General features: G+C 42.5%; 21 protein-coding genes. 7 read left to right on the top strand and 14 right to left on the bottom strand.

Features of this window, described 5'->3' with window-relative positions; genetic code table 11:
- Positions 1–112 precede the first annotated feature (112 nt).
- On the top strand, positions 113–1,567 hold the full coding sequence (gene rsmF, locus IEY42_RS08960; protein ID WP_188924941.1) for a 16S rRNA (cytosine(1407)-C(5))-methyltransferase RsmF: 1,455 nt from the start codon (positions 113–115) through the stop codon (positions 1,565–1,567).
- 298 nt (positions 1,568–1,865) lie between these two features.
- Here the strand turns inward: rsmF and IEY42_RS08955 are convergent, their stop codons facing one another.
- From IEY42_RS08955 to apbC, 9 genes are read right to left on the bottom strand one after another with little or no spacing between them, the layout of a single operon-like run.
- Entirely contained in the window at positions 1,866–2,654 is a 789-nt protein-coding gene (locus IEY42_RS08955) for a TatD family hydrolase (RefSeq protein ID WP_188924918.1), read from the bottom strand.
- A 55-nt stretch (positions 2,655–2,709) separates the two neighbouring features.
- Complete coding sequence (locus IEY42_RS08950; protein WP_188916460.1) at positions 2,710–3,036, bottom strand: PilZ domain-containing protein; 327 nt, start codon at positions 3,034–3,036, stop codon at positions 2,710–2,712.
- Between the two features lie 46 nt (positions 3,037–3,082).
- Positions 3,083–4,081 (bottom strand): DNA polymerase III subunit delta', encoded by a 999-nt coding sequence (gene holB / locus IEY42_RS08945; RefSeq protein ID WP_373292812.1) that lies wholly within the window; start codon positions 4,079–4,081, stop codon positions 3,083–3,085.
- Positions 4,082–4,098: 17 nt separating this feature from the next.
- Positions 4,099–4,743 carry a dTMP kinase gene (gene tmk, locus IEY42_RS08940; protein WP_188916616.1) on the bottom strand — a complete coding sequence of 215 codons (645 nt, stop codon included), beginning with the start codon at positions 4,741–4,743 and terminating at the stop codon, positions 4,099–4,101.
- Entirely contained in the window at positions 4,743–5,753 is a 1,011-nt protein-coding gene (gene mltG / locus IEY42_RS08935; RefSeq protein ID WP_373292811.1) for an endolytic transglycosylase MltG, read from the bottom strand. The genes tmk and mltG overlap by 1 nt, the downstream gene beginning before the upstream one ends.
- Positions 5,753–6,580 (bottom strand): aminodeoxychorismate lyase, encoded by an 828-nt coding sequence (pabC, locus tag IEY42_RS08930; RefSeq protein ID WP_188924940.1) that lies wholly within the window; start codon positions 6,578–6,580, stop codon positions 5,753–5,755. Before pabC ends, mltG begins: the two co-directional genes overlap by 1 nt.
- 5 nt (positions 6,581–6,585) lie before the next feature.
- Positions 6,586–7,170: a dCTP deaminase gene (gene dcd / locus IEY42_RS08925; RefSeq protein ID WP_188916463.1), complete on the bottom strand. Its 585-nt coding sequence runs from the start codon at positions 7,168–7,170 to the stop codon at positions 6,586–6,588.
- A gap of 22 nt (positions 7,171–7,192) precedes the next feature.
- Positions 7,193–7,831: a uridine kinase gene (gene udk, locus IEY42_RS08920; protein ID WP_188916464.1), complete on the bottom strand. Its 639-nt coding sequence runs from the start codon at positions 7,829–7,831 to the stop codon at positions 7,193–7,195.
- Between the two features lie 9 nt (positions 7,832–7,840).
- Positions 7,841–8,956, bottom strand: a complete 1,116-nt coding sequence (gene apbC, locus IEY42_RS08915; protein ID WP_188924915.1) for an iron-sulfur cluster carrier protein ApbC — start codon at positions 8,954–8,956, stop codon at positions 7,841–7,843.
- A 155-nt stretch (positions 8,957–9,111) separates the two neighbouring features.
- Between apbC and metG the strand changes: the two genes are divergently transcribed.
- Positions 9,112–11,148, top strand: coding sequence for a methionine--tRNA ligase (gene metG / locus IEY42_RS08910; RefSeq protein ID WP_188924914.1), 2,037 nt, complete (start codon positions 9,112–9,114; stop codon positions 11,146–11,148).
- A 94-nt stretch (positions 11,149–11,242) separates the two neighbouring features.
- On the opposite strand, the gene IEY42_RS08905 is transcribed toward metG, so the two are convergent.
- Together IEY42_RS08905 and IEY42_RS08900 are read right to left on the bottom strand one after the other, a co-directional pair.
- A complete protein-coding gene (locus tag IEY42_RS08905) occupies positions 11,243–13,192 on the bottom strand; it encodes a monovalent cation:proton antiporter-2 (CPA2) family protein (protein ID WP_188924913.1) in 1,950 nt (649 codons plus the stop codon).
- Between the two features lie 57 nt (positions 13,193–13,249).
- On the bottom strand, positions 13,250–14,032 hold the full coding sequence (locus IEY42_RS08900; RefSeq protein WP_188924912.1) for a Nif3-like dinuclear metal center hexameric protein: 783 nt from the start codon (positions 14,030–14,032) through the stop codon (positions 13,250–13,252).
- A gap of 310 nt (positions 14,033–14,342) precedes the next feature.
- Between IEY42_RS08900 and IEY42_RS08895 the strand changes: the two genes are divergently transcribed.
- Positions 14,343–14,696 (top strand): hypothetical protein, encoded by a 354-nt coding sequence (locus IEY42_RS08895; RefSeq protein ID WP_188924911.1) that lies wholly within the window; start codon positions 14,343–14,345, stop codon positions 14,694–14,696.
- A gap of 113 nt (positions 14,697–14,809) precedes the next feature.
- Here IEY42_RS08895 and IEY42_RS08890 read toward each other — a convergent pair whose 3' ends face one another.
- Positions 14,810–15,298 carry an outer membrane lipoprotein gene (locus IEY42_RS08890; RefSeq protein WP_188924910.1) on the bottom strand — a complete coding sequence of 163 codons (489 nt, stop codon included), beginning with the start codon at positions 15,296–15,298 and terminating at the stop codon, positions 14,810–14,812.
- A 52-nt stretch (positions 15,299–15,350) separates the two neighbouring features.
- On the opposite strand from IEY42_RS08890, the gene aat reads away from it, so the two are divergent.
- The 3 genes from aat to infA all read left to right on the top strand — a co-directional run bounded on the left by aat (position 15,351) and on the right by infA (position 17,064).
- Positions 15,351–16,058 carry a leucyl/phenylalanyl-tRNA--protein transferase gene (aat, locus tag IEY42_RS08885; protein ID WP_188924909.1) on the top strand — a complete coding sequence of 236 codons (708 nt, stop codon included), beginning with the start codon at positions 15,351–15,353 and terminating at the stop codon, positions 16,056–16,058.
- Positions 16,048–16,767 carry an arginyltransferase gene (locus IEY42_RS08880; RefSeq protein ID WP_188924908.1) on the top strand — a complete coding sequence of 240 codons (720 nt, stop codon included), beginning with the start codon at positions 16,048–16,050 and terminating at the stop codon, positions 16,765–16,767. Before aat ends, IEY42_RS08880 begins: the two co-directional genes overlap by 11 nt.
- Positions 16,768–16,845: 78 nt before the next feature.
- Positions 16,846–17,064, top strand: a complete 219-nt coding sequence (gene infA / locus IEY42_RS08875) for a translation initiation factor IF-1 (RefSeq protein ID WP_011496276.1) — start codon at positions 16,846–16,848, stop codon at positions 17,062–17,064.
- A gap of 235 nt (positions 17,065–17,299) precedes the next feature.
- On the opposite strand, the gene clpA is transcribed toward infA, so the two are convergent.
- Both clpA and clpS read right to left on the bottom strand, forming a co-directional pair.
- Entirely contained in the window at positions 17,300–19,558 is a 2,259-nt protein-coding gene (clpA, locus tag IEY42_RS08870; RefSeq protein ID WP_188924907.1) for an ATP-dependent Clp protease ATP-binding subunit ClpA, read from the bottom strand.
- 45 nt (positions 19,559–19,603) lie between these two features.
- Positions 19,604–19,912 (bottom strand): ATP-dependent Clp protease adapter ClpS, encoded by a 309-nt coding sequence (clpS, locus tag IEY42_RS08865; RefSeq protein ID WP_160052899.1) that lies wholly within the window; start codon positions 19,910–19,912, stop codon positions 19,604–19,606.
- A 196-nt stretch (positions 19,913–20,108) separates the two neighbouring features.
- On the opposite strand from clpS, the gene cspD reads away from it, so the two are divergent.
- A complete protein-coding gene (gene cspD / locus IEY42_RS08860; protein ID WP_160052900.1) occupies positions 20,109–20,315 on the top strand; it encodes a cold shock domain-containing protein CspD in 207 nt (68 codons plus the stop codon).
- Positions 20,316–20,322 lie beyond the last annotated feature (7 nt).

Here is a 20,322-nt window from a genome sequence, read left to right as displayed (position 1 = left end):
CGTCACACAGTCGTAATTTTTGCATAATATACAGTATTCATAGGGATTGAGGGGCAACAATTACGTGTTATGATCGACACAATTCTGCTTAAAAAAGTGTAACTTGATTATTATGGTCCAATTAAACCCAAATTTTATCAGCCACATAGAGAAAGAACTGCCTGCTCATTTATCTATAGAAGAGTTTATCTCTATTTGTGATAAACCATTACGAAAATCTATAAGGGTCAATACCTTAAAAATAACCAGTGCAGAATTTGTCCAAATAATGACCCAAGCGGGATGGCAATTATCCCCCATCCCCTGGTGTGCTGATGGTTTTTGGATTGACGGCAAGGATGATGTGCAATTAGGCAACGCCATTGAGCACATACAAGGACTATTTTATATTCAAGAAGCCAGTTCAATGTTACCGCCCACAGCATTATTTGCTGACGGAATTAATCCAGATTTAGTGTTAGACGTAGCCTCCGCTCCTGGCTCTAAAACCACTCAAATTGCCGCGTTAATGCAAAATAAAGGCTTATTGGTTGCCAATGAATATTCTGCCAGCAGAATGAAAGTATTGCATGCCAATGTACTGCGAATGGGCTCGAGTCATACCGCCCTAACCCATTTTGATGGTCGTGTATTTGGCGAATATTTATATGAGTCATTTGATGCCATTTTATTGGATGCCCCCTGTGGCGGCGAAGGTACGGTTCGTAAAGACCCTCTGGCATTAAAACATTGGGATATTGAAGATGTTACTGCGATTGGTGAAACCCAAAAAGACTTAATTGAATCGGCATTTTTAGCATTAAAACCAGGCGGCACATTAGTCTACTCAACCTGTACTTTAAACCAATTAGAAAACCAACACATTTGCCAACATTTACAACAAACCTATCCTGATGCCGTTGAGTTTGTTTCACTTGAAAAACTATTTGATGGCGCGCATAAAGCCTGTACTGAAGAAGGTTTTTTGCATGTTTGGCCACAGATATTCGACAGTGAAGGTTTTTTTGTCGCAAAAATCCGTAAAACGGCTTCGGTTGAACGTACTAAGAAACAACCTAAACTGCAGAAAAACTTTCCTTTTACCATTGCACCAGATAAGCAACAGCACGCCCTGAAACAATACTTTGCCGACACTTTTGCAATCGATTTGCCTCAAGATGACATCATTATGCTTCGCGATGATGAATTTTGGTTATTTCCAGCCATGTTTATGCCTTTTATCGGTAAAATGCGATTTCAAAGGATTGGCTTAAAACTCGCCGATGCGCTTAAAAAAGGCTACAAAGCTAAACACGAGGCCATTATCGCACTATCAGCTGATGCAAGCCGCAACCCTCGTTGTATCGAGCTGTCAGATACACAAGCGCAAGACTATTTGAAGGGCCGGGACATTGCTAGCAATAGTTTTTCAGCAGCAGTGCAGGAGCAACTAACCGAAATGGCTCAAGGAGAAATGTTAGTGAGTTACCATAATGTGGTTATCGGTGTGGTAAAACATTTGGGACATAGACTTAAAAATAATTTGCCGCGCGATTTAGTACGCGACAATGTCAATTTGAGCTTATAAACACACAATAGTGCGAACAAGGTCACACTTACTTGGCACTCGAATTGATCCAGATCAAACTTTTTTGAATATCTTTTAGGCAAAGCACAATAACCATGACTATAATTTATTCAGAGTTCATAGCTCATAGTTCATAGTTCATAGTTCATTGAGTATTCGGCATCGCCAGCTAATGTCATTGTTTCCACAAAGCATGTGCATAAGTGATGATGCCACACAGTAGCGCAAGGCTCTTAATAGAGCCCTTTCCCTAGGCCCAAAACAATTGGATCGTTTTGGGTCTTTTTTTATGTGTTTGTTACCGGCCGATTAACGTCGCAGCATCTTTAAACAGGTTAAAGAAGTTATCTGTGGTGTATTGAGCTAAATCATCAAATTTCTCACCGCGCAACTCAGCAACAAATTCAGCAACGTCACGCACATAAGCAGGCTGATTTTCTTGGCCGCGATGTGGCACAGGCGCTAAATAAGGTGAATCGGTTTCGACCAGTAATCTGTCTTTTGGCACTTGGCGAATAACACTGCGTAGCTCTGCGGCATTTTTAAAGGTCACAATGCCAGAAACCGAAATGTAAAAACCTAAATCAATCGCCGCTTTAGCCATTTCCCAATTTTCGGTAAAACAATGTAATACACCGCCGACTTTATCTGCATTACCTGCTTTAAGCATATTAATGGTGTCTTCTCGGGCATCACGTGTATGAACGATTAATGGTTTATTGACTTCAACAGCGAGTGCTATTTGCTGTTCAAAACATTGTTGTTGCAACGTTTTAGTGTCATTTGAATAAAAATAATCAAGGCCGGTTTCACCAATGGCAACCACACGCGGGTCGGTTGCAAAACGCTTAATGTCTTCAATGTTTAAGCCTTCTTGAACATCTAACGGGTGTACTCCAGACGATAAGAACACGTTATTAAACGCGGCAACTTTATCGCGCATGGCTTCAAAGCCTTGCTGGCGAACGTTGACACATAATAAATAATCAACGCCTTGTGCTTTAGCGTTGTCCATTATGGTGTGAAGGCTTGCGGTATCGGGAGCCGCTTTTAGGCGGTCAAGGTGACAATGGGAATCAATTAGCATGGGTATTCTTTCACAACAGTGTTAGCAACTAAATCAGATGCGCAAGAATACCTAGCTACATGGTGCAGGTCAAATCGCTCGAAGACAGTTCGCTCGATAATAATTTCTCGATATGGTGTTTGTGGCTTTCAACATCGGTTTTTATTTTAACGCCAATCCCCGCAGGACGACCGCCAGAAGCACCTAATGGGTTAATCCACACCACTGTGCCTTGAAACTCATTAGCTTGTGTCGCATTAGGTAAACGATACGAAATGGTCAGTTCTTGGCCTAGGTAATGACTTTCTGTAGTCGAAATAAATAAGCCTGCCGGTTTAATAAATGGCATATATGCACGATAAAGCTTATGTATATTATCGTAGTTGACTACAAGATCGACCATAAGTAATTCTTTCTATTCCGTAAAAGAGTTAAAATTTCGTTTAGCATTATCCGTTTGTAAGCTGCTTAAACGTGAGGATATATTGTTGGCATAAAGCCTGTGTATTAACGCTTGGCATGGTTTGCAACTTTTGGCACATCTGCATCACAGTACCCGCGAGTTCAATCAACTTACCTTGTACCAATGGGTTCAATTGCAAAGCCGGCTTACCTTGCAACTGTATCTTACTATTACTTTTTAACACATATTGGCGTAAGTACAAATACAAAACATTAAGTGCATCAACAATTTGTTGTTCTGTTAATGCCAGCAGACTATTGGTTAAATGCCCTGATTGTAAACTTTGAGCCCAATCTTGTCGGTACGTTAACAATTGTTGGTAATGTTTACTACGCAAACTTTCGGCCAATGATAGCGGGCCACCCACCACACTTAAGCACCAAGTGACGTCATGGTTTTTACCCTGCTCGTTTGCTGCAGGCAACAAATGTTGTTGAGCTAACCATTGTTGGATCTGTTGTTTGTCAGGCGCATTAAATGCCAGTGTTTGGCAGCGGCTAGTAATAGTAGGAAGCAATTGTGATGTATGATTGGTTTGTAAAATCAATACAACATCATTACCCGGTTCTTCTAGCGTTTTAAGCAGTGCATTAGCTGCGGCAATATTGAGCCGTTCTACCTCGGTGATAAGTGCGACCCTTGAGCCACCTTGCTGCGCCGTCTGAGTTAATGACTGACACAACTGCCTAATTTGATCGACTTTAATTTGATTTCCATCAGGCTTAACAACGTGCAAATCTGGATGATTATTTGCGCTTAACAATAAACAACTTTTACATTGGCCGCAGGCACCAACGGGCGTCAATTGTTGACACAACACCGTTTCGGCACATGCGTTTGCCAGTACTACCCCGCCTAAAGCATTGTCGACATTAAGCAAATGAGCATGACTGTTTTTTCCACGATAATGCACATCCACAAAACGTTGGTGCGCATCGGCTAACCAAGGAAGTTGTGTTAATTGATAATCGCTCATGTCAATAATGTCCTTTAGCGCAAGTGCTAAGCTTTATGGTGCAGCATAGGTAAACGTTGTTGCAATTGAGTGCGAATATCTTGATGGACTTTATCTATCGGTTGACTCGCATCAATCACAACAATGCTGTCATCTTGCGCTGCCAACTGTAAATAAGTTTGTCTTGCTCGTTCAAAAAATTCAATGGCTTGCTGCTCAATTCTGTCTAATTCACCGCGATTTGCTGCGCGGGTAAGGCCAAGCTTTGGGTCAATATCTAAATACAGAGTGAAATCGGGCGTAAACCCGCCAAGACAAGCATCACTCACCGCTTTGACTAAGGGCATGAGACCACGGCCGCCACCTTGATAAGCTAGCGATGATAGATTGTGGCGGTCTCCTAATACCCACTGACCTTTGGCAAGTGCTGGCTTAATCACGTTGGCAATGAGCTGCGAGCGTGCGGCATAAATAAGTAAGCATTCTGCCTCATCGCAAAGTGGGTCTGTTTCGTCTGCAATTTTAACCAAGTCGCGCATTTTTTCAGCCAATGGCGTACCACCAGGCTCACGGGTACACACCGGCGCTTGGCCAACATGCTGTTGGATTAAATCATTCACAAGTGCAATAGCACTGGATTTTCCTGCGCCCTCAAGCCCTTCAATTACAATAAATTTTCCTACTTGGCTCATCATTTTCTTTTTCTCTGAAATTCGTTTACCGCTTTGTTATGCGCTTTTAATGTCGCTGAAAATACGTGGCTACCGTCATTACGTGATACAAAATATAAATAATTAACTTTCGCTGGGTTTGCCGCGGCAAATAACGATGCACGGCTTGGCGCCGCAATAGGGGTTGGCGGTAGTCCGTCTATTTTGTAGGTATTAAATGCCGTGGCTTCGCGCAAGTCTTTACGCGTAATGTTGCCTTTATAGCGCTCGCCCATACCATAAATCACTGTCGGGTCGGTTTGTAAACGCATGCCCTTTTTAAGGCGATTGTTAAATACCGCTGACACCCAATCACGTTCTTCTGGTTTGCCCGTTTCTTTTTCAATAATGGAGGCAATAATCAATAACTCATAAGGTGATTTTAAGGCCAAGTCTTTATCACGCCCCGCCCATGCTTGCTTGAGACTCATTTGCATCATATCAAAACTGCGTTGCAACACGGTTTGCACGTTATCATCGGCATGATAGTGAAACGTTTCAGGATAAAACTTACCCTCTGGTAAGCCCGAGGTATCGCCATTGGCCAGCAACACTTGATTAAAGTCGTCGTGACCGACAATTAAGCGCTCACTTTTTGCTAACGCTTGTTGCCACTCTTTAATTGATTTACCTTCAATTAAAGTGACACTAAATACTGCTTCTTGACCTAAACGAACGCGCTTGAACACACTCTCAAGGGTATCACCTGGGATAAGTTGATAATAACCCGTTTTAATCTGTGCCAGTTTAGGCTCAAGCTTGACTAGATACTTAACTTTCCAACTGTCTGTTATTAACGTTTGTTGTTCTAATTGTTGCGCCAATTTGATAATGGAAATGCCAGGTTCTACCGTTAACGGTTGGACTTGATCAAGCTGTAAAGCTTGTTTTTGAAAGACGATTAATTCGTTAACAAACCAATAACCTGAGAGACAAACTACGGCAAATAGTGGAATTAAACTTGCCAATATACGTGTTATTATTGTTTTTATCATGATGGTAAATTTACACTCAAAACATGCCTGAATCGCGACGTATGCGTCCAACGGCTAAATTGAAATTGATCAATGGTGTGCACATCAACTACACCAAATAAACTGTTAGTAATAACGATATGTTCAGCGGCCTTAATATCGTCAAAACGCATAGGTTTAACCATAACCTTGAAGCCATCTTGTAGTAATGCATCGATAAATTGCTCGCGCATCACCCCGCTTACCCCAGCATGTGTTATTGCAGGGGTCACTACCTTGCCATCAATTATCGCAAAGATATTTGCCATTGATGATTCTATCACCCAACCATCTGTATCACATACCAGCCAATCTTGAGTATTAGCCACTAACGGCTGTGATTTAATCAGAACTTGCTCTAACCGGTTAAGGTGCTTCATGCCTGCCAGTAACGGTTGGCGAGCAAGTGCGATGGGAGATGTTGCGAGTGCTATCCCTTGTTGTTGCCATTGTTGATAATGCTCAGGGATTGGAGTGACACTGACGATTTCATTGATTTGGATTTGCGTAGGCGCTTGATAGCCACGCCCACCTTCACCACGAGTCAGTAGTAACTTGATACAATGTTGAGGGTATTGAGTGGCCAAAGACAAGAGTTGACTAGTTAATGCATCACTTGCTTGCCAATGCATGCCTAATCGCAAACAACTTTGTTGTAAGCGCGACAGGTGATAGTCAATAAACAAAACCGCCGCAGGCTGATTGGCAGCAGTGGTGCGCATTGTTGCAAACACGCCATCACCGTAAGCCAATCCGCGGTCAAAAGGACTAACTGTGCCTTGTGCTACCTGGTTAACCCAAACCAATGCCATTATTTGTCCTGGCTGATCCGGCTAGCCACAGCGTCTTGCTGATCTTTGTACTTAGCGTTTTTACGTGTGTTATAAGGCCGTGCAACGGGTGAGCTTAACCGTTCAAAGTTAAGCGCACCAATTGTCATGCCCGGGCGAAGCGCCAACGGCAATTTACCACTGTTATAAAATTCTAATACAATTTTACCCTGCCAACCGGGATCAATACGATGTGCAGTCACATGGACCATTAAACCTAAACGAGCCAATGATGAGCGGCCATCTAACCAACCCACAATATCTGGCGGTAAAGTGACGCTCTCATAAGTTATTGCCAGAGCTAATTCACCAGGGTGAAGAAAAAAAGCATTATCGTCAGTTATTTCGATTTTATCGCTCATAACACGATCAAGTGCTAACTGCATTTCTGCACTTGGGCCACTTAAATCAATGTAAGGTGCTGTATGGTCTTCAAATACTCGAAATTGACTCCCTAAACGGACATCAACACTGACTCCCGATATAGCATCAATACCTGGGCGTGGATCGATAATAATGGTGCCATTATCTAAACACTGCTCAATTTCGATATCTGTTAAACGCATATGGCACTTTCTCCCTGAAAGGCTACTTAGCTAATAAATGCTGAATTCTTGCTTTTAAAATATCAGTGGCGATACGGTTTTTACCGCCACGTGGCACAATAATGTCAGCATATTGTTTTGACGGTTCAATGAACTGTAAAAACATTGGACGAACAGTTCTTTTATATTGCGAAATAACCGACTCCATGGTTCTGCCACGTTCAGCTACGTCACGGGTTAAACGACGAAGGAAACAGATATCCAGAGGGGTGTCCATAAACACACTCGCGTCCATTAAATCACGTAATTTAGGATCTGTTAGTAATAAGATCCCTTCTAAAATAATGACTTTTTTAGGTTGCATGACTAACGTGTCACTCGTGCGAGTGTGCTCTGTATAGCTATAACAAGGAATATGAACTGCTTCACCCTGTTTAAGTTGCGTTAAATGTGTCGCTAATAATTGATGGTCTAACGCTTTAGGATGGTCATAGTTTGTTTTAACTCGTTCATCCATGGTCATATGACTTTGATCACGGTAGTAGGCATCTTCGTTAATTACCCCAATTTGGTTGGTGCCTAAATCGCTGCACAACTCTTCAAAAATGGTTTTGGCAATTAAACTTTTACCTGAAGCCGACGCACCGGCGATCCCAATAATGACACACTGCTGAGAATTCATCTCTTAACCTTATTCGTCGTCTGATATGCTAATGCTTACGGTTGATGTAACTTGTTGAAGTGCTAATTCTGCCCCTAATTTACGGGCAATTTCGCGATATATCCCTGACACTTCACTTTCTGGCTCACTGATCACACTTGGAGCGCCGTTATCCATAGATTCACGAATATTAATATGCAGTGGTAATGCGCCTAATAATGGCACATTGTACCTTTGGGCTATTTGGCTGCCGCCATGCGTCCCAAATGGGTGTTCTTTATGGCCACATTCAGGACATAAATGAAAACTCATATTTTCAATAATGCCGAGCACCGGAATGTTCACTTTATTGAACATAGTGATGCCTTTTTTCGCATCCGCTAAAGCGATGTCTTGTGGTGTTGTCACAATGACTGCGCCACTCACAGGGACTTTTTGCGATAAGGTCAGCTGAATGTCACCGGTTCCTGGTGGCATGTCGATAATTAAATAGTCAAGTTCAGGCCACTGCGTTTCATTTAAAAGTTGAGCTAACGCTCCTGCAGCCATAGGTCCGCGCCATACTGCGGCTTCATCACCACTAAGCATAAAGCCAATGGACTGAGCAGAAATGCCATGGGCAGATGCTGCTGTCATGTGCTTGCCATCTGGCGATTGTGGACGAAAGTTCGGGATCCCTAACATCAGCGGAATTGAAGGTCCGTAAATATCGGCATCTAAAATGCCCACTTCTGCGCCTTCAGCTTTTAACGCTAATGCAAGATTGACAGCCGTAGTTGATTTACCCACACCGCCTTTACCAGATGCAACAGCAATCACTTGCTTAACGTTTGGGATAGGAGGAATGGCAGTAAGGGCAGAATAAACACGAGGTTGAAAATCGATTTCACATTCAACTTCGTCAATGGCATCTAATACCGCTAAACGATTGGTTATCGCCATGACAGTATCGCGATATTGGGTCATACAAGGATAAGGATAAACGAGACCTAATTGTAAACGTTTATCCGTGATAGCGAGCGAACTAACACACTCGGCAGAGACTAAGCCTTTTTTCAGATAAGGATCAACAAAGGCCTCTAAAATATCTAAAACAGGTGACAGTAATTCATCACTTAATTGATAATTTGTTTGCGTTTTAATCAAAACCGCAGCTCCAAACGTGAAATTTTTACAAGTGTATCAGAACTTGGTAAAAAAATAGCGATTAATACACTTTTTGAGTCATGTTTTGATGAAAAATTTAAGTCAATCGGTTAGGATTGGAGCATATTTTGAGTGTAATTTGATATAGAGATAACATGACAACATCACAGCGAAAAATACTGGTCACAAGTGCCCTACCTTACGCTAACGGTCCAATCCATTTAGGCCACATGCTTGAATATATCCAAACGGATATCTGGTCTCGTTTCCAAAAGCTACGTGGTCATGAATGCCACTACATTTGTGCAGATGATGCTCACGGCACGCCGATTATGCTTAAAGCCCAGCAAATGGGGATCACACCGGAAGAAATGATTGCTCAAGTGCAAAAAGAGCATCAACAAGATTTCGCTGACTTCAATATCCAATTTGATAATTTTCATAGCACCCATAGCGATGAAAACCGTGAATTAGCCAACGACATCTACTTAAAACTACGTGATGCGGGTTACATAAAAACCAAAACCATCTCACAACTTTACGATCCTGAAAAAAACATGTTTTTGCCAGACCGTTTTGTTAAAGGCACCTGCCCAAAATGTAAGTCTGAAGATCAATATGGCGATAACTGTGATAACTGCGGTGCCACCTATAGCACGACTGATTTAATCAATCCTAAATCAGCGGTGTCTGGTGCCACGCCTGTAATGAAAGACACTGAACACTTCTTTTTTGACTTACCTGCATTTGAAGGCATGTTGAAAGAATGGATCCAATCAGGTTCATTACAGCAAGAAATGGCCAACAAATTGGGCGAGTGGTTTGAACAAGGCTTGCAACAATGGGACATCTCACGTGATGCACCTTATTTTGGTTTTGAAATTCCAGACGCACCAGGTAAGTTCTTTTATGTTTGGTTAGACGCCCCTATCGGTTACATGGGTTCATTTAAAAACTTATGTGATAAACGTGACGACCTAAACTTTGATGACTTTTGGGGCCTAGACTCAACAGCAGAAGTGTACCACTTCATCGGAAAAGACATTGTTTACTTCCACAGCTTGTTTTGGCCTGCCATGTTAGATGGTGCGGGTATTCGTAAACCAACCAGCGTTTATGCTCACGGTTATGTCACCGTAAACGGCGCAAAAATGTCTAAATCTAAAGGGACGTTTATTAAAGCCCGTACCTATTTAGATAACTTAGATCCTGAATATTTACGTTATTACTATGCAGCTAAGCTCAATAGCCGTATTGATGACTTAGATTTAAACCTTGAAGACTTTGCTCAACGCGTTAACTCAGATTTAGTGGGTAAATTGGTTAACCTTGCCTCTCGTACTGCTGGTTTTATCAGTAAACGTTTTGACGGTAAGTTAGCCAAAGTCGCTGACAACAGCCTAGCTGAGTCGTTTTTAGCTAAAAGCGAAACCATTGCCGAATTTTATGAAACCCGTGAGTTTGGTAAGGCCATGCGCGAAATTATGGCATTAGCCGACACTGCAAATAGTTACGTTGCCGACGCGGCACCTTGGCAGTTAGTTAAACAAGATGACAAGCAAGAAGAAGCACATCAGGTTTGCAGTAATGCATTAAACTTGTTCCGTATTTTGGTGACCTACCTTAAACCCGTACTGCCAAAACTTGCCCAAGATGTTGAAGGTTTCTTACAACTGACATTAACGTGGGACAATTTAGCGCAAGATTTATCTGGCCATGAAATTGCCCCGTTTAAAGCTTTAATGCAACGTATTGACATGAAGAGCATCGAAGCCATTATCGATGCATCTAAAGAGAACTTAAAAGTCACGCAAGCGCCGGCGCCGACAGAAGCGGTTGATCAATTAGCGCAAGACCCCATCAGCCCAGAAATTACCTTCGATGACTTTGCTAAAATTGACTTGCGTATTGCGCGCATCAGCAAAGCAGAGCACATTGAAAAGGCCAATAAGTTATTGCGCCTTGAGCTTGATTTAGGCGGCGAGACTAAACAAGTGTTTGCAGGGATTAAATCAGCCTACGCCCCTGAAGATTTAGTCGGCAAATTAACGGTTATGGTGGCTAACCTTGCACCGCGCACCATGAAATTTGGTGACTCTGAAGGCATGGTATTAGCTGCAGGACCTGGCGGTAAAGACTTGTTTATTTTAGAGCCTCACGAAGGTGCACAACCAGGTATGCGCGTTAAATAGACCACATAGCTGTGTTGTAAAAAACCAATATTAAGAAAGACCGCCTCGGCGGTCTTTTTTAATGGTTTACTCAATGACGTTTTGCTCTTACAGCTTACCGGTTACTGCTTAATAGGGTTATCGACGGGTTAACTTGGGCTGAATCGACATCAGCGATATGATTTACCAAAATACTCTCTTCAACATCATCTTGATGAGCAGCATTATCTTCATCCATGGCCTGCTTTAGGCGTTCTTCATACAACATAAATAACTTAATAAAGTCATTACTAAAACGCTCACCTGCAGAATTTTTTAACCAAAAATCATATAGCCGCTTTGACGCTTCTTTTTCTACGCGTTTATAAGTGGCTTTGCGCCTCATGGCATATGCTTCACTGTGACCCAGTAGCAGCAATGACGATACACTCAACTCAAGTGCGGAGTGATGTGTTTCTGATTCAACCACATCTGCACCAGCCTCTTTTAGCAAGTGTCCGTGGCCTCTATCAAATGCTCTGGCCACAATCTTAAGTTTTGGGTAACTGTGATGTAAATATTTCACTAGCTCAACACTGCTCTCACGATTATCAATCGCCACCACAAATAGTGATGCTTCTTCAATGCCCGCCGTTTTCAGTAAATCTGGCCGCGTTGCATCACCGTAATAAGCTTTAGTGTTAATTCGCCTAATGGTATCGACTTGTGATGCCTGATAATCCAACACCACGGTTTTAATGTTATTTGAAATTAAAAACCGATTCACCACCTGTCCAAATCGGCCAATCCCGGCAATAATCACCGTCCCTTCATCATCAATACTATCTTGTTCGCGCTGATTGGTTTTCACCTGAAAACGCGGGTAAATCACTTTATCAAATAAGATGAATAAACCTGGGGTTAAAAAAATCGACAAGGCGACGACTATTGATAAGGTTTGCGCTAAATCGGTTGGAATAACATGTTGCTGAACACTGAAGCTGAGTAACACAAAACCAAACTCCCCTGCTTGAGCAAGGCTTAATGCAAACAACCAACGGTCACTGCCTTTAATTCTAAATATTAAGGCTAATAAATACAGCACTAATGCTTTTATAAGCATCACACCTAAGGTGATTAAAATAATTTCGCCAAAATCAGCAAACAGCACCGCAAAATCAATCCCGGCGCCGACGGTTATAAAGAACAATCCCAACAATAAGCCTTTAAAAGGGCCAATATTCGCTTCTAACTCATGTTTAAACTCACTGTTGGCTAATACCACGCCCGCGAGAAAAGTTCCTAAAGCCGGAGAAATCCCCACTAAACTCATCAGCGCCGCAATACCAATCACCAGCATTAATGCTGCTGCAGTTGAAATTTCGCGCGCGCCAGATTCAGCGACCATTTTAAACAGTGGTCGGCTCAGGTAATGTCCACCTAACACCACCACGGCAATCGCCAATAACAGCACAATGGCATAGGCCCAACCCGGTAATGATGCCACCAGACTTAATTGTTCATGTTGCTCACTCAAACTACTGGCCGCAGCCTGAGCTTTTTCGACTAGTTCAGGTAAAGCCAATAACGGAATAAACGCCAGCATGGGAATAACGGCAATATCTTGAAACAATAATACCGAAAAGGCATTTTTACCCGCATGGGTTTTGTTAAGGCGCTTTTCTGACAGGGTTTGCAATACAATCGCTGTCGACGATAACGAGAAAATTAATCCTATTGTCAGTGCAATACTGGTTTGGTATCCGGCATAAATCGCACAGGCCATAACCGCAACCACTGAGCCACCGACTTGCAAACCACCAAGGCCTAGCAAGCGATTACGCATCGCCCAGAGCATTTTGGGCTCAAGCTCTAAGCCGACTAAAAACAACATCATTACCACACCGAACTCAGCAAAGTGTTGAATCGTATTGGTTTCGCTGCCCACAAGCCCAACAATAGGGCCAATAACCACACCAGCAATCAAGTAACCTAATACTGACCCTAAACCCAATTTATTCGCTAACGGTACAGCAATCACCGCTGCGGTGAGGTAAATAAAAGCCTGTAAAAAATATTCCGTCATTAACGTTCCTTATTAACCCACCACATTTTCTCACCGCGATTACTGGATAAAACCCAATTACACTGGATTAACGATATCGATAAAGTGATGAGTTAAATCAAATTTACTGGCGAGGTGTTGACCAAGTGCCTTAATGCCAAATTGTTCCGTGGCGTGATGCCCTGCTGCAAAATAATGTATCCCTTGCTCCATTGCAGCATGGTAAGTTCGCTCTGATACTTCTCCGCTAATAAATGCATCCACACCCATTTGCGCCGCTTGATCGATATAATCTTGTGCCCCGCCAGTACACCAGGCAATGGTTGCAATGGGTTTGCTGTTATCACCGATATGCAACGGTTCACGTTTAAGCACATTATTGAGTAACTGGCTAAATTCAGTTGCCGTTACAGGATGTTCTAGATGACCATGCCACAATAAATCTTGCGCTACGGGTTCATACACTCGTGGGCTTAAAATCCCCAATTGATAAGCTAACTGAGCATTATTACCAATGCCATGATGCGCATCTAAGGGTAAATGATAACCAAACAAGCTGATGTCATGATCCATTAAGGCTTTAATTCGGCGGTATTTCATGCCGGTGATCACTTCTGGTTCATTTTTCCAAAAGAAACCATGATGCACTAAAATAGCATCAGCATTAACGGCAATGGCTTGTTCTATTAATGCCTGACAAGCCGTAACCCCAGTGACTAAAGTGCGAACTTGCCCTTTGCCCTCAACTTGCAATCCATTTGGGGCATAGTCTTTAAACGCTGAAACATTCAAAAAAGTGTCTAAATACGACGAGAGAGCTTGTCGCGAGATAACGGACTTTCCATGCTGATTTGTAGACATAATATTCCTAAAAGTACTGTGAAGCTGTAAGGGTTCACTCGATTGAGTGTGACCAAAAATAATGGGATGATGACTTTACTGAACGATTAACATTAACAGTAAAAATCATGTCGAGTTAACGCCACGATGCGATGACATACAGTTTAACTCAAGCCCGAATATTTCAGCAATAGCAGTGAAATATGTCGATAAAAACGACTTTATGAGTGATAAACCAACAATTTTAGCAGTCAATTGGACTTTTATAGTGTTAACACTTTAAAATTCATTACAACCTTCATTTAACATGATAACAAATAGGTTATTAACTATGACAACATTGACTAAAGAAGAGGTCATCAGCCAACTGCAAATGGCACTTGAAAAACAATCGGGCAAAGCGGTGTCGATTGAGCAAGCTGGCAGCTGGTATAAAATCGACGGTGGTAAATCGGTACGTTTTAGCGAACTTGAAACCATGCATGGCGAGTTGTGTGCAGCAAGCCCAGCCTCTGAAATAAAAGCCTCTAGCGCAAAAGCTGCGGTTAAAACAGAAGTTAAACCTGCTAAGACGCAACCCAGTAAAAAAGCCACTGCGACATCTTGTGGGTTAACGCCTAAACAATTATGGCGTCAAAAGCTTGAAAACGCAGCAGGCAGCCAAACCTTGCCACGAGGATTCTAATTTAATACGGCTTATTCGTATAAAATAAATTAGCATCAACACAAAAGGAGCCTAGGCTCCTTTTATGTTATTGATACTTTCTTGTTTAATCGATTGTTGTCAGATTAATCGAATTACATGGCTAAATCGACTCGGACATAACCTTTTAAATATACCACTCGCACTTCATCACCAGCACTAAAGCTCATGCCAGGGTCGAGATCTTGAATCACCATCACTTGGCTGCCATCTTCTTGAGTGATCATTAATTCTACCAGTTTATTTTCAAGATAATAGGCCGATTGTCCATGCTGACTGCCTAAACCGCCACCAATTAACGCACCCAATACCGTAGCCACATCCTGGCCAGATCCACTGCCAAATTGATGACCAATCACCCCACCGATTAAGGCTCCGCCAAATGTTTTCCAACCGCTGCGGCTGTCTTCGACTAATTGCTTTTCATTCACCTGCCGTACTGACTCAATGTTGCCGTACAACACTTTCTCAACCGGCACAGCCTGGTTACGCTCATAAGCGGCTTGTGCCAGGCTACTAAACAAGCAAAATGTCAGTAATACAGCAAAAAAACTCTTTCCGGTGACGGTTATTATTTTAAACATCGCTATTTTCCGCTAAGTTAACGATAAGGTATGACAATTAATATACTCAATTGTGAACTCACTGTCTTATTTAAATCGGTCTATCGGCTTCCCGCCGCCAGAACATGCGCTCACCGACCCAAATGGCTTACTTGCCATTGGAGGGGACTTGCAGCCTCAACGCTTACTGAAAGCGTATCATGAGGGCATATTCCCGTGGTTTAATAGTAGCGACCCTATTTTATGGTGGTCGCCCGATCCGCGTGCCGTGTTTACTCCCACTTATCCTTTTGGCAGCAAAAGCTTGCTAAAGTTCCTTAAAAAATCCACCTGGCGCTATACCATTAATTATGCTTTTTTAGACGTTGTAGCGGGTTGTTCAGCCCCTCGCAGCGCACAAGATGGCACCTGGATTTCAGCTGAAATTCAAATGGCATATTACGAGTTACATTTACAAGGTAAAGCCCATTCGATAGAAGTATGGGATGGAGAGCACCTCGTGGGCGGTTTATATGGTATAGCGGTTGGCGGTGTTTTTTGTGGCGAATCAATGTTTCATCGACAAACCAATGCATCAAAAGCCGCTTTTGCTATACTTAACCAGCATGTGGTGCAGCATGGTTTTAAACTCATTGATGCACAAGTAATGAACCCACATCTAGTCAGTTTGGGCGCAAAAGCGCTACCAAGACATGATTTTTTAACCTTACTTCACCGTTATCGAGACCAATCAATATCGCCATCGATATGGAACAAACAAGAGGTCTTAATTGAATTCTAAATCTGTGAGTGTCGGAATAAGCCAACCATTTGATTGCAATTATATTGAAGGCAACAAAGAGCAATTACTCATTATCCAAGAACCGCATATTGACGGAGCTTTATTTGAGCAATTGCTGGGGATGGGCTTTCGTCGTAATGGTAATTCAATCTATAAACCGCGCTGTCCGAGTTGCCAAGCGTGCCAATCGATACGCCTAAATGTGCACGATTTTGTATTGTCAAAACGCCAAAAGAGAACCTTAAAAAATAGTCAAGATTTACACTGGAAAGTAAATTACCAAACTCGCCCTGAACATTTTGAGCTTTATCAACGTTATATTAAAGAACGTCATAACGACGGACCAATGTATCCGGCCTCTCAAACCCAGTATGATGATTTTTTATTGTCTGATTGGCTACCGCCCATGTTTATTGAAGTGTTTGATAAAGACCAACTGATTGGGGTTGCTGTCACCGACAACATGGTCCACAGCTTTTCTGCTATCTACAGTTATTTTGATCCTGACTATGCAGACCGCTCATTGGGCTCGTTGATGATCTTAATTCAATGCCAACTGGCTAAGTCTATGGGCAAGCGTTATTTGTATTTAGGCTATCAAATTGATCAAAATCGAAAAATGCGTTATAAGCGTCAATATCGACCTTATCAAATATTAACACCCCAAGGTTGGCAAATTGGTGAACAACTTGAACCTCTTTCTTGCTAACACCCTTTACAGTTACGCGATTTTGGGGCATGATACGCCCGATTTTTCATATTTGAAGGCTAATGGGATAACTTATTAATGGCGAAAGAAGACAACATTGAAATGCAGGGCACTATCCTTGAGACCTTGCCAAACACAATGTTCCGCGTAGAGCTTGAAAATGGACATGTGGTGATAGCCCACATCTCTGGCAAAATGCGCAAAAACTACATCCGTATTTTAACGGGTGACAAAGTCACGGTTCAGTTGACTCCTTATGACTTATCAAAAGGTCGTATCGTCTTCCGCGCACGTTAATCGCTAGCCTCAACATTGTAAAAGCCGACTGTAAGTCGGTTTTTTTGTTGTTGAGTCTACTCTCCATCCTATTCATTATCTGGTCAGGCAGCAAACCAATTTTTGTTGTATAAAGAACCATAAAACATCTGAACGGATGACATAATTAATGTGGTGGGAATAGTGATTCTGCGGATAAAAAAAGATGACCACTTGGTCATCTTTTTATTGTCATTTTACCGAGTAAACCGGCTGTTTAAGACACCTTCTCAGTGGCCTCACAATCAATATTAATCTCACCGTCTTTGACATCAATGTGCGCAATACCGCCACGCTCAAGGATCCCAAATAAGATTTCATCCGCTAATGGACGTTTAATTAATTCGGTCACCACCCTCGACATAGGACGAGCACCCATTGACTTGTCGTAGCCTTTCTCGGCCAACAAGGTACGTGCTTCGTCACTCACTTCTAAGGTGACTCGTTTATCATCTAGCTGCGCTTGAAGCTCTACTAAGAACTTATCAACCACTTTAGCGATGACTGTCATGTCTAAGTGATTAAACCAGACAATCGAATCTAAACGGTTACGGAACTCAGGTGAAAATACTTTGTTGATTTCCGCTAACGCATCTTGAGTATGATCTTGCTGCTGGAAACCAATCGACTTACGAATCGTCTCCTGCACACCGGCATTGGTGGTCATTACCAAGGTGACGTTTCTAAAGTCAGCTTTGCGGCCATTATTGTCGGTTAATGTACCGTGATCCATGACTTGTAAAAGTAAGTTGAACACATCTGGATGCGCCTTCTCAATTTCATCAAGTAGAACCACGCAATGTGGATTTTTAATCACAGCATCTGTTAACAACCCGCCTTGGTCATAACCCACATAGCCTGGAGGCGCACCAATGAGGCGTGACACTGTGTGGCGTTCCATATACTCAGACATATCAAAACGGATAAGCTTCAAGTTCAAACACGAAGCAAGCTGGCTGGTGACCTCTGTTTTACCCACACCCGTCGGACCGGCAAACATAAAACTACCCACAGGTCTTTTTTCTGAACCTAAACCACTGCGCGACAAACGGATGGCAGCACTAAGGCTCTCAATCGCTTTATCCTGACCAAACACCACCATCTTAAGGTTACGTTCAAGGTTTCGTAACATATCCTTGTCAGTCGACGATACCGACTTCTCAGGAATACGCGCCAATTTAGCAATAATTGCTTCGATTTCAGGCTGGCCAATGGTTTTTTTGCGTTTACTTTGCGGCATCATCACCATGCGAGCGCCCGCCTCGTCAATCACATCAATGGCTTTGTCTGGTAAGTGACGGTCATTAATGTGCTTCGCGGACAAGCTAGCAGCGCTGCTGATGGCGGCTTGGGTATAACGCACACCGTGATATTCTTCGTATTTTGACTTAAGTCCCATCAAAATCTTGGTGGTTTCAGCCACTGACGGCTCATTAATATCAATTTTTTGGAATCGACGCGCTAACGCGCGGTCCTTCTCAAAAATACTTTGATACTCTTGGAACGTCGTTGAGCCCATGCAACGTAACTTACCGCTCGATAACAAGGGCTTTAATAAATTAGAGGCGTCCATTACCCCGCCAGACGCTGCACCTGCACCAATGATGGTATGAATTTCATCAATGAATAAAATGGCATGTTCGTCTGTTGACAATTCTTTTAGTAAGCTTTTAAAGCGCTTTTCAAAGTCGCCACGGTATTTGGTACCGGCCAATAACGCCCCTAAATCTAACGAGTACACTGTGGCATCGGCCATCACATCTGGCACTTGTTCGGTAACGATGCGATAGGCTAAGCCTTCAGCAATCGCAGTTTTACCCACGCCCGCTTCACCAACCAACAATGGATTATTTTTACGACGACGACATAAGGTTTGAATTGCGCGTTCAATTTCAGCATCACGACCAATTAATGGGTCGATGTTGCCGTCTTTAGCAAGCTGATTAAGATTAGAGGCAAACTGCGCTAACATGCTGCGCTCTTCGCTATTGTCAGATTGATCTTCAATGCGCTCTTGATCCGACGATTCACCAGATTCTTCGTCTTTGCTCATGCCGTGGGAAATAAAATTAACCACATCTAGACGAGTAATTTCGCTACGACGTAATAAATATACGGCTTGTGATTCTTGTTCACTAAAAATAGCCACCAGCACATTTGCGCCGGTCACTTCGTTACGACCAGATGATTGCACATGAAAAACAGCCCGTTGAAGTACTCGCTGAAACCCTAATGTCGGTTGGGTTTCACGCTCTTCAGGTGACTCTGCAATGATAGGTGTGGTTTGTTGAATGAAATTAGCCACTTCTTCACGAAGACGATTAACATCCGCACCGCAGGCAATTAACGCCTCATACGCGGCTGGATTATCAATAAGCGCTAATAATAAATGTTCTACCGTCATGTATTCATGACGTGAATCTCTAGCTTGCTGAAACGCTAGGTTCAAGGTGACTTCCAGATCTTTGTTCAGCATAAGCACCCCCTAAATTTAACCACAGACTGTAAGAAAACGATTTTTTTATGCTTTCTCTAATGTACACAGTAACGGATGTTGGTTTTCTCTTGCAAACTGATTTACTTGAAAAACTTTAGTTTCGGCGATCCCAAATGGGAAAACCCCACACAATCCTTTGCCCTGGTGATGTATCGCTAACATGATATCAACAGCTTGCTGCTCATTTTTCTCAAAGAAGCGTTGTAATACTTCAACCACAAAATCCATCGGGGTGTAATCATCATTGTTTAGCACCACTTTATACATATGGGGTGGTTGTAGCTCAGATTCAACCTTTTCTTCGGTATGTTCTACACTGCCTAATTTAGCCATTGTTTAATACTAGCCTCTCGTTTGGTTCCCGACCACTTGATATTATTAAATTAATTAAATGTTGTCTTTTTGTTAATTTATGCTTGACATCTTTTCGTACAAATTTCATTCTATTTGCTAGGCGGCGAATACTAGACCGCTGGATAATAAGTTTTACTATCTTACTGGTAAGTAGACAACAGAAGGAAGTGGAAGTATGGCAAACGGAACTGTAAAGTGGTTCAACAACGCCAAAGGATTCGGGTTTATTTGCCCAGATCAGGGTGGCGAGGATGTATTTGCGCACTATTCAACTATCGAAATGGAAGGTTATCGTACCTTAAAAGCAGGTCAACCTGTGTGCTTCGAAGTTGAAGAAGGTCCTAAAGGAATGCATGCTTCAGCCATCTCACCTACAAAATAGTAGGTAG

The organism is Shewanella algicola, assembly GCF_014648035.1.
Taxonomy (GTDB): domain Bacteria; phylum Pseudomonadota; class Gammaproteobacteria; order Enterobacterales; family Shewanellaceae; genus Shewanella; species Shewanella algicola.
The sequence above is the reverse complement of the archived record's forward strand: the minus strand, read 5'-3'. Positions and strand labels throughout refer to the sequence as shown.

What these genes read in the sequence shown, in the direction of transcription:
- rsmF (WP_188924941.1), top strand. Translation starts at nt 113, where the DNA reads ATGGTCCAATTAAACCCAAATTTTATCAGCCACATAGAGAAAGAACTG.
- IEY42_RS08955 (WP_188924918.1), bottom strand. Translation starts at nt 2,654, where the DNA reads ATGCTAATTGATTCCCATTGTCACCTTGACCGCCTAAAAGCGGCTCCC.
- IEY42_RS08950 (WP_188916460.1), bottom strand. Translation starts at nt 3,036, where the DNA reads ATGGTCGATCTTGTAGTCAACTACGATAATATACATAAGCTTTATCGT.
- tmk (WP_188916616.1), bottom strand. Translation starts at nt 4,743, where the DNA reads ATGAGCCAAGTAGGAAAATTTATTGTAATTGAAGGGCTTGAGGGCGCA.
- dcd (WP_188916463.1), bottom strand. Translation starts at nt 7,170, where the DNA reads ATGCGTTTAACAGATATCGAAATTGAGCAGTGTTTAGATAATGGCACC.
- udk (WP_188916464.1), bottom strand. Translation starts at nt 7,831, where the DNA reads ATGAATTCTCAGCAGTGTGTCATTATTGGGATCGCCGGTGCGTCGGCT.
- metG (WP_188924914.1), top strand. Translation starts at nt 9,112, where the DNA reads ATGACAACATCACAGCGAAAAATACTGGTCACAAGTGCCCTACCTTAC.
- IEY42_RS08905 (WP_188924913.1), bottom strand. Translation starts at nt 13,192, where the DNA reads ATGACGGAATATTTTTTACAGGCTTTTATTTACCTCACCGCAGCGGTG.
- IEY42_RS08900 (WP_188924912.1), bottom strand. Translation starts at nt 14,032, where the DNA reads ATGTCTACAAATCAGCATGGAAAGTCCGTTATCTCGCGACAAGCTCTC.
- IEY42_RS08895 (WP_188924911.1), top strand. Translation starts at nt 14,343, where the DNA reads ATGACAACATTGACTAAAGAAGAGGTCATCAGCCAACTGCAAATGGCA.
- IEY42_RS08890 (WP_188924910.1), bottom strand. Translation starts at nt 15,298, where the DNA reads ATGTTTAAAATAATAACCGTCACCGGAAAGAGTTTTTTTGCTGTATTA.
- infA (WP_011496276.1), top strand. Translation starts at nt 16,846, where the DNA reads ATGGCGAAAGAAGACAACATTGAAATGCAGGGCACTATCCTTGAGACC.
- clpA (WP_188924907.1), bottom strand. Translation starts at nt 19,558, where the DNA reads ATGCTGAACAAAGATCTGGAAGTCACCTTGAACCTAGCGTTTCAGCAA.
- clpS (WP_160052899.1), bottom strand. Translation starts at nt 19,912, where the DNA reads ATGGCTAAATTAGGCAGTGTAGAACATACCGAAGAAAAGGTTGAATCT.
- cspD (WP_160052900.1), top strand. Translation starts at nt 20,109, where the DNA reads ATGGCAAACGGAACTGTAAAGTGGTTCAACAACGCCAAAGGATTCGGG.